The sequence below is a fragment of the Bradyrhizobium sp. USDA 376 genome (assembly GCF_054063675.1).
In genome coordinates this window covers 6,628,970-6,642,008 of record NZ_JBSSGN010000001.1, presented here as the reverse complement: position 1 = coordinate 6,642,008, position 13,039 = coordinate 6,628,970, and the positions used below count along the sequence as shown (strand labels likewise).

The following is a 13,039-nucleotide window of genomic DNA, read 5'->3' as shown; positions in this document are numbered from 1 at the left end:
CCGCGCGGTCCGTTCCGGCTCCGTCCGGGATCGCGTCGGGAATGGCGTAAGTCTCTGGAAAAACAGTCGGAAAAAGCGCTTTCCCAGGGCCTCGCCAGGGTGGTTATCGGGGCCCCGATGCGCTATATGATTCCCAGATAAAACCTCACCGGATTCCCCCTTGGCTGACGACGACAACAAGCCCGGCGACCAGCCGGCGCAACCCTCGGACATTCGCCCCGTCTCCATCTTCGAGGAGATGAAAAAGTCCTATCTCGACTACGCCATGAGCGTGATCGTGGCGCGGGCGCTGCCTGACGCGCGCGACGGTCTGAAGCCGGTGCATCGCCGCATCCTGTACTCGATGAACGAGCAGGGGCACACACCCGACAAGAAGTACGTCAAGTCCGCCCGTGTGGTCGGCGACGTCATCGGTAAGTATCATCCGCACGGCGACCAGTCGATTTACGACGCCATGGTCCGCATGGCGCAGGACTTCTCGATGCGTGTGCCGCTGATCGACGGCCAGGGCAATTTCGGCTCGGTCGACGGCGATCCCCCGGCCGCCTATCGTTACACCGAAGCGCGCCTGACGAAGGTGGCGCTGGCACTGCTGGCCGACATCGACAAGGACACCGTCGACTTCCAGCCGAACTACGACAACAACGAGACCGAACCGTCGGTCTTGCCGGCCAAGTTCCCGAACCTTCTCGTCAACGGTGCCGGCGGCATCGCGGTCGGCATGGCCACCAACATCCCGCCGCACAATCTCGGCGAGGTCATCGACGCCTGCGTTGCGCTGATCGACAACCCCGCGCTCACCATCGACGAGCTCATCAACATCGTGCCGGGACCCGATTTCCCGACCGGCGGCGTCATTCTCGGACGGCAGGGCATCCGCGCCGCCTATCACCTCGGCCGCGGCTCGATCGTGATGCGCGGCAAGGTCACGATCGAGACCATCCGCAAGGAGCGCGAGGCGCTCATCATCACCGAGATTCCCTACCAGGTGAACAAGGCGACGATGGTCGAGCGCATCGCCGAGCTGGTGAAGGAAAAGAAGATCGAGGGCATCGGCGACCTGCGCGATGAATCCGACCGCGAAGGCTACCGCGTCGTCATCGAGCTGAAGCGCGACGCCGTGCCGGATGTGGTGCTGAACCAGCTGTACAGGTTCACCCCGCTGCAGACGAGTTTCGGCGTCAACATAGTGGCGCTCGACAGCGGCCGTCCGCGGATCATGCATCTGAAGGACCTGCTGGCCATCTTCGTCGACTTCCGTGAGCGGGTCGTCACGCGGCGTACCAAGTACCTGCTCGCCAAGGCGCGCGATCGCGCTCATATCCTGGTGGGTCTGGCGATCGCCGTCGCAAATATCGACGAGATGATCCGCGTCATCCGGACCTCGCCGGACCCGACCACCGCCCGCGACACCCTGATGTCGCGTGACTGGCCGGCCCGGGACGTCGAGGACATGCTGACGCTGATCGACGATCCGCGTCACCGCATCAGCGAGGACGGCACGATCCGACTGTCGATGGAACAGGCGAGGGCCATTCTCGACCTGCGCCTTCAGCGCCTCACCGCACTCGGCCGCGACGAAATCCGCGACGAGCTCGACAAGCTCGCCGGCGAGATCGCCGACTATCTTGATATCCTGCGCTCGCGCGAGCGCGTGCTGGGTATCATCAAGACCGAGCTGACTGAGGTGAAGACGGAATTCGCCACGCCCCGCCGCACCGTGATCATGGAGCAGGAGGGCGAGGTCGAGGACGAGGACCTGATCCAGCGCGAGGACATGGTCGTCACCGTCTCGCACGCCGGCTACGTCAAGCGCGTGCCGCTGTCGGCCTACCGGGCGCAGCGCCGCGGCGGCAAGGGCCGCTCCGGCATGCAGACCCGCGACGAGGATTTCGTCAGCCGCCTGTTCGTGGCGTCCACGCACACGCCGGTGCTGTTCTTCTCCTCGCGCGGCCAGGTCTACAAGGAAAAGGTCTGGCGGCTGCCGATGGCCGCGCCGAACGCGCGCGGCAAGGCCATGATCAACATCCTGCCGCTGGAGCAGGGCGAGCGCATCACCACCATCATGCCGCTGCCGGAGGATGAATCGACCTGGGGCCAGCTCGACGTGATGTTCGCCACCACGGGCGGCAACGTCCGGCGCAACAAGCTGTCCGACTTCGTCGACGTCCGCCGCTCCGGCATCATCGCCATGAAGCTCGACGACAACGAGGCGATCGTCGACGTGCAGATCTGCACCGAGCGCGACGACGTGCTGCTGACGGCTGCCGGCGGCCAGTGCATCCGCTTCCCCGTCACCGACGTGCGCGTGTTCACCGGGCGCACCTCGATGGGCGTGCGCGGCATTGCGCTCGGCGAAGGCGACAAGGTGATTTCGCTGGCGATCCTGCGTCACGTCGAGACCACCTCGGACGAGCGCTCGGCTTACTTGAAGATGCGCCGCGCGGTCGCGGGCGAGGCCGCCGCGGAAGAGCCAGCAGCGGATGCCGAGGCCGAGGAGACCTCGGGCAGCTTCCAGCTCCCGCAGGAACGCTATGTCGAGATGTCGGCGCAGGAGCAGGTCGTGCTGACCGTCTCCGTCAACGGCTATGGCAAGCGGACCTCGTCCTACGAGTACCGCACCACGGGCCGCGGCGGCAAAGGCATCGTCGCCATGAGCGTCAACAACCGCAACGGCAACCTCGTGGCATCCTTCCCGGTAGAGGAGGCGGATCAAATCATGCTGGTCACCGACAAGGGCCAGCTGATCCGCTGCCCGGTCGAAGGCATCCGCATCGCCGGCCGCTCAACGCAGGGCGTCATCGTGTTCGACACCGCCGAGGACGAGCACGTCGTCTCGGTCGAGCACATCACGGAAGAGGCAGAGAACGGGAATGGCAATGGCGAGTAGTGAGTGGCGAATAGCGAATGGAGAATTTCCATTCGCTACTCGCTATTCGCCATTCGCTAAATCTCCAGCTCCGTGCCGAACTCCACGACCTGCTTGGTCGGCACGCCGAAGAACGCGGCGGAGCGTTCGGCATTGCGCTGGAGGAAGGCGAATACGCCTTCGCGCCAGACCCACATGCCCGGGACGTCCTCGCGCGGGATGATGGTCTCGCGGCCGACGTAATAGGTGATGTCGGAGAGGTCGATGCCGGGAAGCTTGCCCTGGCGGCAGGCGAGCGTCAGTCCCTCATAGATCGTCGGATTCTGCATGAAGCCGTAATGCAGGATCACGCGGGTGATCCCGGGGATGATGTCGATCACCTCGGCGCGCTCCTCGTCGGTGATATGCGGCGATTCCTCGATCAGCACCGTGACGAGGACGATGCGTTCGTGCAGGACGTGGTTGTGCTTGACGAACTGCGTCAGCGCCAGCGGCACGCCCTTTGGTGCTGACGCCAGGAACACGGCTGTGCCGGGCAGCCTCGCTCTGCACTTGTTCACGGCAGTCTCGATCAGGTCCTCCTCGGGCTGGCGCAGGTGGCCGCGCGCGGCCTCGACCAGCTTCACGCCGGCACGCCAGGTCAGCATCAGGAAGGCGACGAGGCCGGCGAGCAGCAGCGGAAACCAGCCGCCCTCGAACAGCTTGATCGAATTGGCGGAGAAGAAGATCACGTCGATGACGAAGAAGAAGCCGTTGACCGCGACCACGAGCCACGGCGAATAGCCCCACTGGATCGCAACCAGGGCTGCCAGCAGCGTGGTGATGGCCATCAGCAGCGACACCGCGATGCCGTAGGCGCCGGCGAGCGCGTCCGAGCTGCCGAAGCTCAGAACCGCGCCGAGCGTTGCCGCCGCCAGCAGCCAGTTCACCAGCGGCACGTAGATCTGGCCGATCGCATGGCTCGTGGTGTGGCGGATCTGCATGCGCGGCAAAAAGCCGAGCTGGATCGACTGCTGGGTCAGCGAGAACACGCCGGAGATGATCGCCTGCGAGGCGATCACGGTCGCGACCGCCGAGAAGGCGACCAGCGGATAGTGCAGGGCGTCCGGGCAGAGCTGGAAGAACGGGTTCTCGATCATCGAGGGATCGGTGATCAGCAGCGCGGCCTGGCCGAAATAGTTCAGCACCAGTGCGGGCAGGCAGATGGCGAACCAGGCGAGCCGGATCGGCATGCGGCCGAAATGCCCCATGTCGGCATACATGGCTTCGCCGCCGGTCACCGCGAGGAAGGCCGCGCCGAGAATTCCGAACGAAATGTGGAAGTCCTGGTGGATCAGGAAGTTGAAGGCATAGAATGGGCTGAGCGCGGCCAGCACCGCCGGCGCCTTGACAATGCCGTGGATGCCGAGGGCGGCGAGCACGAAAAACCAGGCCAGCATCACCGGTCCGAAGATGCGGCCGATGAAGCCGGTGCCCTGCTTCTGCATCATGAACAGGCCGATCAGGATGACGATGGTCACGGGGACGACGGCGGGCGCGAGCGAGGGGGCGTCGACCTTGAGGCCCTCGATGGCGCTGAGCACCGAGATTGCCGGCGTGATCGCGCCGTCGCCATAGAGCAGGGCGGCACCGACGAGGCCGACCACCAACAGATGCGCCCGCCAGGTGCCGGGTTGGGCGTTGCGCGCGTGGAGCAGGGCCAACAGGGCGACGATGCCGCCTTCGCCGCGATTGTCCGCGCGCAGGATCAACAGCGCATATTTCAGCGAAATGATCAGCAGCAGCGCCCAGAGGATCAGCGAGGCAATCCCCAGGACAGCGTCGTGACTTAGCGTGCCGCCATGGGCAGCCGCCTTGGCGGCTTCCTTGAGGGCATAGAGCGGGCTGGTGCCGATATCGCCATAGACCACCCCGAGGGCGCCCATGGTCATGGCAAGCGGCAGCGGATCAGGATGATGGCCGGTAGCGACTGCGGGCGTACTGGACAATGGCAACCCCCCGATGGGATCGCGCCCGCCGGGCCATTCCGACGGGCGCGAGCATCACGCAGTCTGCGACGAGACGTCGCAAATATCCATGGGGTTTAATCTTGAGGGGTTAGCTGACGCGAAACTGACAGAGCCGACTACGGCGTGCGGTCAGCGGTCACGAGGCGGGCCTCGCGGACATTGGTCTTGCTGCCGGCGCGGCGCAGGCAGGACGCCTCGAAATTCGGCCAGGCCTGCTGCGAGCAGTCACGGCCGATGGTGCGAATATCGAGCCGGTCGCTCTTGGCGAGCGGCTGCGGCACGCTGGCCTCGACGGTCGGGGCAAAGCCGGGCAGGAGGGTGAGGGCTGCGGCAACACACGCAGAGAGTGCGATCGCTGAAATAGCCTTGATCATTGACTGTCCCCTGTGATGCGGCCGCCTACGCCCAGTCTGCGGCCCGTCATTCGTTGGCCGGATCAGTAACCATGGCCAGTTTCCGGACGTCTTCGCGGGAGGCCGGAAATGGTTTCGTTCGCACTCTGTTTTGTGTCGTGGCCGCCCCCAGGACGAAACAAACCGGCCATGGCCGACACCTCCAGCCGACATTTCCCGGCAAACGGGCCGGAAACGGGCAAGGAACCTGCCCGGCTTGCCGGGCCGGGCCGGGCGCGGTAGGAGGGGGCCATGCCGCGCATCGCCTTCTATCCGGGTTCCTTCGACCCCATCACCAACGGCCATCTGGACGTGGTCCGCCATGCCGTTCCGCTGTGCGACAGGCTGGTGGTCGCGATCGGCGTCCATCCCGGCAAGAAGCCGCTGTTCTCGACCGAGGAGCGCCTGCAGATGCTCGAGGACGTCTGCGGTCCGATCGCGGCCCAGGCCGGCTGCGTGCTCGAAGCCGTGACGTTTGACGATCTGTCGGTGACCGCGGCGCGCAAGCATGGCGCGACCATCATGATTCGGGGCCTGCGCGACGGCACCGACCTCGATTACGAGATGCAGCTTGCCGGCATGAACGAGGCCATGGCGCCCGAGGTGCACACGGTCTTCCTGCCGGCCTCTCCCATGGTCCGCCCGATCACCGCCACTTTGGTGCGCCAGATCGCAGGGATGGGCGGAGATGTCTCGACCTTCGTGCCGCCGCTCGTCGCCACCCTGCTCAAGGCCAAATTCGCCGGATAACGGCGCGCTTCCTCAATTCACCAGATCCGGAGTTTTCATGATCCGTCGTCTCGCAATTCTTGCCACGATCTTTGCCGCGCTCATCAGCGCGGTCCCGGCGGTGGCGCAGCAGCTTCCGGCGAACCTCGACAAGGCCAACGCGCTGGTCATCGACACCACCAAGGGCCGCATCGTCATCAAGCTCAGGACCGATCTGGCACCGCAGCACGCCGAGCGCCTCAAGACGCTTGCGCGCGAGGGCTATTACAACAACGTGCCGTTCCACCGCGTCATGGACGGCTTCATGGCGCAGACCGGCGACGGCGAGAAATTCAACGGCACCGGCGGCTCGAAATATCCGAACCTGAAGCAGGAATTCTCCAAGGTGCATTTTGCCCGCGGCATCGTCGGCATGGCCCGGCGCGGCGACAGCGTCGACACCGCCAACTCGCAGTTCTTCATCATGTTCGCGGACGGCGGCAGCCTCGATAACCAGTACACCGTGATCGGCGAGGTCGTGCAGGGCATGGACGTCGTCGACAAGCTGAAGAAGGCGCCTCCCGGATCAGGCAGCGGCACCGTCACCGATCCCGACAAGATGGTGAAGGTGCAGGTCGCCTCCGACATCAAGTAGGAAAACGCGATGGCGCGCTGCGGCAACAGGCTTCTGTTCGCTGCCGCGGTGCTGCTGCTTGGTGTCTCAGGCGCCAAGGCCGAGGACGCACAGGTCAACACCATCCAGGACGTGTTCCGGCATCTGCACACCTGCTGGAAGCCGCCGCCGCCCGCCAGGGCTCGCCCACTCGACATCACCGTCGTCGTGAGCTTTAACCGGGCCGGAAACATTCTGGGCCATCCGAGGATTACCTATGAATCCGCGGAGGCCTCCGACAATGACCGGCTGCAATACCGGATCGCGGTGATGGAGGCGTTGCAACGCTGCACGCCGATGCCATTTACCGATGCGATGGCCGGCGCTGCTGCGGGGCGTCCATTCGCGATCCAGTTCCGTAACCGGAAGACTTCACCCCCAACGCAAGAGAGACGAGTATGAGCGTCACCGAAAACACCTTGATCCTCGAAACCACGCAGGGCCCCGTCACCATCGAGATGCGGCCCGACCTCGCACCCGGCCATGTTGCGCGCATCAAGGAGCTGGTCCGCGAGGGCTTTTACGACGGCATCGTGTTCCACCGCGTGATCGAGGGCTTCATGGCCCAGACCGGCTGCCCGCACGGCACCGGGACCGGCGGCTCGGGCAAGAAGCTGAAGGCCGAGTTCAACAAGGAGCCGCATGTGCGCGGCACCGCCTCGATGGCGCGCGCCGCCAACCCCGATTCCGGCGACAGCCAGTTCTTCATCTGCTTCGACGACGCCCGCTTCCTCGACAACCAGTACACGGTGTGGGGCAAGGTCACCGAGGGCATGGAGAACGTCGACAAGATCAAGCGCGGCGAGCCGGTGCAAAACCCGGACAAGATCGTCAAGGCGCGGATGGCCGCGGACAAGGAATAAGCACGCGACCCTCATCCTGAGGAGCGCGGAACGCGCGTCTCGAAGGATGAAGGCCCCGCTGCTGCAAGTTCGGCCTTCATGGTTCGAGACGGCGCTAACGCGCCTCCTCACCATGAGGGTCTGACTGCGTGGCGCTGAGCTCGACATGCGCACCGATCTCTTCGATTTCGACCTGCCCGCCGAGCGCATCGCCTTGCGCCCGGCGAGTCCGCGCGACTCCGCGAAGATGCTGGTGGTCGAGAACGGCGCGCTGCGCGACCAGGTCATTGCCGACCTCCCGCAATGGCTGAGGCCCGGTGACCTGCTCGTCGTCAACGACACCAAGGTGATCGCGGCGCAGCTCAAAGGCCGCCGCATCGGCCGCGAGACCGAGCCGAAGATCGAGGCGACGCTGATCAAGCGTCTCGACGGCTCGCGCTGGCAGGCGCTGGTGAAGCCCGCCAAGAAGCTCGTTGCCGGCGACCGCATCCGCTTCGGCAATGAGGGCAAGGTCTGCCTGCTCGGCCACCTCGACGCCGAGGTCGAGGCCAAGGGCACCGAGGGCGAGGTGACGCTGTCATTCTCGTTCCATGGGCCCGCACTGGATCAGGCCATCGCCGATCTCGGCAGCCCGCCGCTGCCGCCCTACATCGCCTCCAAGCGCACGCCTGACGATCAGGATTTTGCGGATTACCAGACGATGTTCGCGGCCAACGAGGGCGCGGTTGCTGCCCCAACCGCAGGCCTGCATTTCACGCCCGCGCTGGAGCAGGCGCTGCGCGCGCGCGACGTCGGCATCGTCAGCGTCACGCTGCATGTCGGGGCAGGGACCTTCCTGCCGGTCAAGGTCGACGACACCGAAGACCACAAGATGCACGCCGAGTGGGGCACGGTCTCGGCCGAGACGGCGGAGCGGCTCAACGCGGCGAAAAAGAGTGGCGGCCGCATCGTCGCGGTCGGCACGACGTCATTGCGTCTGCTCGAAAGCGCGGCGAGCGAAGACGGCACGATCCAGCCGTTCGCGGCCGAGACCGCGATCTTCATCACCCCCGGCTATCGCTTCCGCGCCGTCGATGTCCTGATGACGAACTTCCATTTGCCGAAGTCGACGCTGTTCATGCTGGTGTCGGCATTCTCCGGGCTGGAGACGATGAGGCAGGCCTATGCGCATGCGATTGCCAATGGCTATCGCTTCTATTCGTATGGCGATGCGTGCCTGTTGTTTCGGGTAGGGCCGTAGGGCCGTAGGGTGGGTTAGCCCTGCAGATGCGCAAAGCGCATCTGATCGGCGTAACCCACCACTGTCTCTAACCGCGGAAGCAGAAGTGGTGGGTTACGCCTTACGGCTAACCCACCCTACGCATCTCTCCGCTACGCCATCACCCGTTGCGGCAACAGCTCTGCGATCTGCACCGCGTTCAGCGCCGCGCCCTTGAGGAGCTGATCGGCGGCCACGAACATCGAGATCGAATGCCCGCTAGGATCGCTGAGATCCTTGCGGATGCGACCGACCAGGACGTCGTCCTGGCCCGAGGCATCGATCGGCATCGGGAAGTAGTTCTTGGTGCGGTCGTCGACGACCTTCACGCCGGGGGCCTGCGCCATGATGGCGCGGACCTGGTCCTCGCTGATCGGCCTCTCGCATTCGAAGGTGATGGCCTCGCAATGGGCGCGCAGCACCGGCACGCGGACGCAGGTGACGCCGACGGCGATGCTCTCGTCCTCGAAGATCTTGCGGGTTTCCTTGATGACCTTGGTCTCTTCGTCGTTGTAGCCGGTCTCAGGGTCGACCGCGGTGTTGTGGTTGAAGAGATTGAAGGCGTAGGGGTGCGGCATCACCTTGGGCGTATAGACCTGCCCGTTGAGATTGGCGCGGGTGGACTCGACCAGCTCCTCCATCGCGGCGGCGCCGGCGCCGCTTGCCGCCTGGTAGGTCGAGATGATCACGCGCTTGATCCGGTTCTTCTGGTGGATCGGCCAGAGCGGCACCAGCGCGGTGATCGCGGCGCAGTTCGGGTTCGCAATGATGCCCTTGTGGTCGCGGATGCGGTTCGCGTTGATCTCGGGGATCACCAGCGGCACGTTCGGATCCATGCGGAAGGCGGAGGAATTGTCGACCACGACGGCGCCCGACTTGACCGCGATCGGCGCGAACTTCTTGGAGATGCTGCCGCCGGCGGAGAACAGGGCGATGTCGACGCCCTCGAAGGCGCGCTCGGTCAATTCCTCGATGACGACGTTCTGGCCGCGGAACGACACCGTCTTGCCGGCGGAGCGGGCGCTCGCCAGCGCCTTGAGCTTGCCGACGCGAAAGCCGCGCTTGTCCATGGTGGCGATGAATTCGGCGCCCACCGCACCGGTGACGCCGACAATCGCGACGACGGGATCGTTACTCACTTTGTCCTCCATTGAATTTGCGAATTAGACAACAAAAAAGCCCCGGACCATCGAGGGCGGGGCTTCGGTAGAGCTGATGCGTTTAAGTCGACGACCTACGCGCGCACGCCTCCCCGGGCCCCTGGGGCCGTGGTGGTTTTGGTCGTGCGTTTGGTGGTCGTGAACATGGCGGCGACTTATGCGGGAGAGTCTTGCGCCCGTCAATGGCTTTTCGGCGGGAATGTGGCCGCGCGAGGGACCTGCCGCTATTTGGCCCGAGCGCCCGGCGGCTCCAGGATGACCTCCTTGAGGTCGTCGCCGCTGATCACGACGATCGCGAAGCTGAGCCGGCCGCGCTCGCGCACGAGGCCGCCACTGATGGCCTTGCCGGAGGCTGCGCGCTCGGCGACGCGTACGGCATCGGCAAGGCGGTGCCTGATGGCACCGAGCGCTGCGAGATTGTTGCGATCGTCGTGGTCGAGCTCGGCGAGGGGGAGGGCGGCTTCGCCGCCGACGAGCTCGCCGGTCGCGGCATTGATGGTGTGGCGCCAGATGCGGTCGTTGTGCAGGGTCTTCACGCGGTAGACCGGCACGCGGGCAGCCCCGTCGAAACTCACATCCGCCGTCGTGGCGCCGGCGTGCCGGGCCTCGGCAATCGCCATGGCCTGACTGATCGAGATCGACGAGCTCCGGAAGCGCTCGATCTCGCGGCTGACAGCTTGGCGATCGGCCTCGGCGCCACCATCTGTCTCGCTGTGAAGGGCGGTGGGTGTTCCCTCGGCCGAGACGATCGCCTGCGCCGGCGCTGCGACGAGCAATGCCGACAGGGCGGCGGCGAATAGCGTCCAGGCGTGTTGTCGTGCTGTCGTCATGCTCGAAACCCTCGGCCCAGCGAGTGTGCCGGATGATCGTAAAGAATTCGCGGCCGACCTTGGGCAAAGGCCGGCCGCGGAGCGTCGTGGCGGGCTGTACCCGCCGCGGCGATCGAAGCGGTACGGACCTCTTTGGGGCTGGTGAAAAAAGCGGCCCGTACCGACTTATAACTAAACCATACCGTATCGTTTTATTTTGGTCAACGTCGTAGCGGCGTCCCCCTTGGGGAAAGAACGCCAGCTCACGGAATTGTCAGCGGGACGAACGGCGCCGCGGCGTGCCCCTGGCGGCGTCCTTGACGCGGTCGGCGGGGCCCAGCGCACCGGCCAGGAACAGCTTGATCGCGGTGCGCATCCGCTTTTCCGCGGACTTCATCTCGAGCGCGGTTCCGAACGTCGCCATGCGGTGGGTGTGGCCGACGACGACGTCGAGAAACACCTCGGCTGCGATGGTGGTGTCTTCGATGTCCAGAGCGCCTTGCGCCACCAGATGGTCGAAGAAACGCGCCGTGGTGGCGACGGCCTTGAGCCAGCCTTCCTCCTTGCCGAGCTTGGCGACGTCGGGAAAGTTGATGGCCTGCGACGTCATCATGCGGCTGAAGGCGACGGCGTCGGGCCCGCATGTGAAGGTCAGCATCTCGCGGCCGATCTCGACCAGCCGCTGCTCCACCGAAATGTCCGAGGCGCTGGAGAGCTGCGTTTCCGCCGCCGCCGACAGCGGCGCGAGCCAGCGCTCGATCTCGCGCCTCAGCACGGCCGCAAACAGGCCGCGCTTATCGCCGTAGCGGGAATAGACGGTGGGCTTGCTCACGCGGGCCGCTTCGGCGACCGCGTCGAGCGAGGTCGCGTCAAAGCCGCGGTCCAGGAACAGGCGGGTTGCGACCTCGATCAGCCGCTGGTCGCGCTCGATGGCGGCGGTCTTGGTCGGCCGGCCGCCACGCGATTTCGGCACCTCGCGCCGCGGCGCTGCCGGTCTGGTCCTGGTCGCAGTCAATCCCATGCCCAATGATTCCTGCGCAATGCCTGTCTTTCGCTCTATATCGCGCGGGAGCCGGGGCGTCATCGCGAATCTGGCCGAATTGGCCGTATCGTCAACGGTTTCGATATGACGTCGTTCCGTCACCAGCGTCACGGCAGCGCCGAAGTCCAGGCCTCGCCCGACGCGGCCTTCTCATACCCGTACCGATAGAGCCCCCGCATATAGCCGGTGTCGAACCCTTCCGAGGGCGCGGCGGGATAGTCGCGCGCGATATAGGAGAGATGGAAGCCGAGGCGGTTGCGCTTGGCGAAATCGTAGGTCGAGAAGATGATCGAACGGGTCTGCGACTGCGTGATCGCCGACAGGCTGCGCGAGGCGACGTCGATGGTGCTGTTGGACACCAGCTCGAAGTTGCGCTCGATCTTCTTGTTGACGAGGATGTAGATGTCCATCTTCGCAGTGCCCGGCAGGCGGCTGCCCTGGAACAGCAGGGCTTCCGGCAGCGTCAGCACCGGTGCCGTCACGCCGCCATCGACATGCATCTCCTGAAACCGGCGGCCCTGGCCCTCGGCGTCGATCATGATGGGCGGAAACACCAGCGGAATGCTGGCGGATGCCGCCATCACGTCGCGAAACAGTTTGAGCGCCTCAGGCGTGCCGACGGCTGCGATCTTGCCCATGTCCCAGATGGCGGTGCGCTGGGTGTCGAGATCGGTCGTCACGATCAGCAGCCTGCGGCCCTTGGCGTTCTCGCGCGCGACCTGCGCCATGATCTCCGGACCGACATAGCGGGCGACGAGCTCGCGAAGGCGCGTGTTGCCGAACAGGCCGGAGCCGAACAGCACGCGCATGATGCTGGGATCGTTCAAGAGGCTCTCCGCGATGCCGCTGGTGTAGACCTCCTTCAGCGTGTCGTCATATTGGGAGCCGAGAAATGCAAACGGCGCGATCAGGCCGCCGGTGCTGACACCCGAGACGACCGTGAAGCTGGGACGGGTTCTGGCCGCGGACCAGCCGTTGAGAACGCCGACGCCGTAGGCGCCATCGGCGCCGCCGCCGGAGAGCGCCAGATAGGTTTTAGTCGCGGTGCTGGTGTCCTTCTCGAAGCTGAATTTCGTGACCGGCTCGTCGGCGTAGCGCCTGAGCCCGTCGATATCGAGGACGCGCGAGGCTTGGGCCTCAGCCGCCGTGTAGGGCGTGCGGGGCAGGGAGGTGCACGCGCCGAGCGCCAGACTTAAGGCCACCACAAGGAATCCGATCAGGCGGACGCCTGTGTGCCTGATCCGGCCATGCGAAGGGCCGGACATTTCGGTCGAACA

At 65.3% G+C, this 13,039-nt stretch carries 12 protein-coding genes; 6 read left to right on the top strand and 6 right to left on the bottom strand.

All coding sequences use genetic code 11. The features are described 5' to 3' along the window. The first annotated feature begins 160 nt into the window (after positions 1-160). Positions 161-2,890: a DNA gyrase subunit A gene (gene gyrA / locus ACVJ19_RS30890; protein ID WP_453952918.1), complete on the top strand. Its 2,730-nt coding sequence runs from the start codon at positions 161-163 to the stop codon at positions 2,888-2,890. Between the two features lie 56 nt (positions 2,891-2,946). Here gyrA and ACVJ19_RS30885 read toward each other — a convergent pair whose 3' ends face one another. Together ACVJ19_RS30885 and ACVJ19_RS30880 are read right to left on the bottom strand one after the other, a co-directional pair. After that, positions 2,947-4,800, bottom strand: coding sequence for a potassium transporter Kup (locus ACVJ19_RS30885; protein ID WP_453955252.1), 1,854 nt, complete (start codon positions 4,798-4,800; stop codon positions 2,947-2,949). Between the two features lie 194 nt (positions 4,801-4,994). Continuing rightward, a complete protein-coding gene (locus ACVJ19_RS30880) occupies positions 4,995-5,252 on the bottom strand; it encodes a hypothetical protein (RefSeq protein ID WP_453952917.1) in 258 nt (85 codons plus the stop codon). A gap of 270 nt (positions 5,253-5,522) precedes the next feature. Here ACVJ19_RS30880 and coaD point away from each other — a divergent pair, with 270 nt between their 5' ends. From coaD to queA, 5 genes are all read left to right on the top strand, one after another. Further along, on the top strand, positions 5,523-6,020 hold the full coding sequence (gene coaD, locus ACVJ19_RS30875; RefSeq protein ID WP_211401936.1) for a pantetheine-phosphate adenylyltransferase: 498 nt from the start codon (positions 5,523-5,525) through the stop codon (positions 6,018-6,020). A 37-nt stretch (positions 6,021-6,057) separates the two neighbouring features. After that, the gene (locus tag ACVJ19_RS30870; RefSeq protein ID WP_453952916.1) at positions 6,058-6,633 is read left to right on the top strand and encodes a peptidylprolyl isomerase; all 576 of its coding nucleotides are present in this window, start codon (positions 6,058-6,060) and stop codon (positions 6,631-6,633) included. A 9-nt stretch (positions 6,634-6,642) separates the two neighbouring features. Then, positions 6,643-7,053, top strand: coding sequence for a hypothetical protein (locus ACVJ19_RS30865; RefSeq protein WP_453952915.1), 411 nt, complete (start codon positions 6,643-6,645; stop codon positions 7,051-7,053). Beyond that, positions 7,050-7,514 (top strand): peptidylprolyl isomerase, encoded by a 465-nt coding sequence (locus tag ACVJ19_RS30860; protein WP_018642141.1) that lies wholly within the window; start codon positions 7,050-7,052, stop codon positions 7,512-7,514. Before ACVJ19_RS30865 ends, ACVJ19_RS30860 begins: the two co-directional genes overlap by 4 nt. A gap of 145 nt (positions 7,515-7,659) precedes the next feature. Beyond that, entirely contained in the window at positions 7,660-8,733 is a 1,074-nt protein-coding gene (gene queA, locus ACVJ19_RS30855; protein ID WP_453952914.1) for a tRNA preQ1(34) S-adenosylmethionine ribosyltransferase-isomerase QueA, read from the top strand. A gap of 131 nt (positions 8,734-8,864) precedes the next feature. On the opposite strand, the gene ACVJ19_RS30850 is transcribed toward queA, so the two are convergent. The 4 genes from ACVJ19_RS30850 to ACVJ19_RS30835 all read right to left on the bottom strand — a co-directional run bounded on the left by ACVJ19_RS30850 (position 8,865) and on the right by ACVJ19_RS30835 (position 13,027). Then, positions 8,865-9,902: an aspartate-semialdehyde dehydrogenase gene (locus ACVJ19_RS30850; protein ID WP_453952913.1), complete on the bottom strand. Its 1,038-nt coding sequence runs from the start codon at positions 9,900-9,902 to the stop codon at positions 8,865-8,867. Between the two features lie 233 nt (positions 9,903-10,135). Further along, the gene (locus tag ACVJ19_RS30845; RefSeq protein WP_453952912.1) at positions 10,136-10,741 is read right to left on the bottom strand and encodes a PepSY domain-containing protein; all 606 of its coding nucleotides are present in this window, start codon (positions 10,739-10,741) and stop codon (positions 10,136-10,138) included. Between the two features lie 253 nt (positions 10,742-10,994). Then, the gene (locus ACVJ19_RS30840; RefSeq protein WP_453952911.1) at positions 10,995-11,741 is read right to left on the bottom strand and encodes a TetR/AcrR family transcriptional regulator; all 747 of its coding nucleotides are present in this window, start codon (positions 11,739-11,741) and stop codon (positions 10,995-10,997) included. Between the two features lie 128 nt (positions 11,742-11,869). Further along, on the bottom strand, positions 11,870-13,027 hold the full coding sequence (locus ACVJ19_RS30835) for a patatin-like phospholipase family protein (protein WP_453952910.1): 1,158 nt from the start codon (positions 13,025-13,027) through the stop codon (positions 11,870-11,872). Positions 13,028-13,039: the final 12 nt, after the last annotated feature.

Excerpts from the sequence above, each read along its gene's own strand:
- ACVJ19_RS30885 (WP_453955252.1), bottom strand. The coding sequence starts at position 4,800 with ATGACCATGGGCGCCCTCGGGGTGGTCTATGGCGATATCGGCACCAGC.
- ACVJ19_RS30880 (WP_453952917.1), bottom strand. The coding sequence starts at position 5,252 with ATGATCAAGGCTATTTCAGCGATCGCACTCTCTGCGTGTGTTGCCGCA.
- coaD (WP_211401936.1), top strand. The coding sequence starts at position 5,523 with ATGCCGCGCATCGCCTTCTATCCGGGTTCCTTCGACCCCATCACCAAC.
- ACVJ19_RS30870 (WP_453952916.1), top strand. The coding sequence starts at position 6,058 with ATGATCCGTCGTCTCGCAATTCTTGCCACGATCTTTGCCGCGCTCATC.
- ACVJ19_RS30865 (WP_453952915.1), top strand. The coding sequence starts at position 6,643 with ATGGCGCGCTGCGGCAACAGGCTTCTGTTCGCTGCCGCGGTGCTGCTG.
- ACVJ19_RS30860 (WP_018642141.1), top strand. The coding sequence starts at position 7,050 with ATGAGCGTCACCGAAAACACCTTGATCCTCGAAACCACGCAGGGCCCC.
- queA (WP_453952914.1), top strand. The coding sequence starts at position 7,660 with ATGCGCACCGATCTCTTCGATTTCGACCTGCCCGCCGAGCGCATCGCC.
- ACVJ19_RS30850 (WP_453952913.1), bottom strand. The coding sequence starts at position 9,902 with ATGGAGGACAAAGTGAGTAACGATCCCGTCGTCGCGATTGTCGGCGTC.
- ACVJ19_RS30845 (WP_453952912.1), bottom strand. The coding sequence starts at position 10,741 with ATGACGACAGCACGACAACACGCCTGGACGCTATTCGCCGCCGCCCTG.
- ACVJ19_RS30840 (WP_453952911.1), bottom strand. The coding sequence starts at position 11,741 with ATGGGATTGACTGCGACCAGGACCAGACCGGCAGCGCCGCGGCGCGAG.
- ACVJ19_RS30835 (WP_453952910.1), bottom strand. The coding sequence starts at position 13,027 with ATGTCCGGCCCTTCGCATGGCCGGATCAGGCACACAGGCGTCCGCCTG.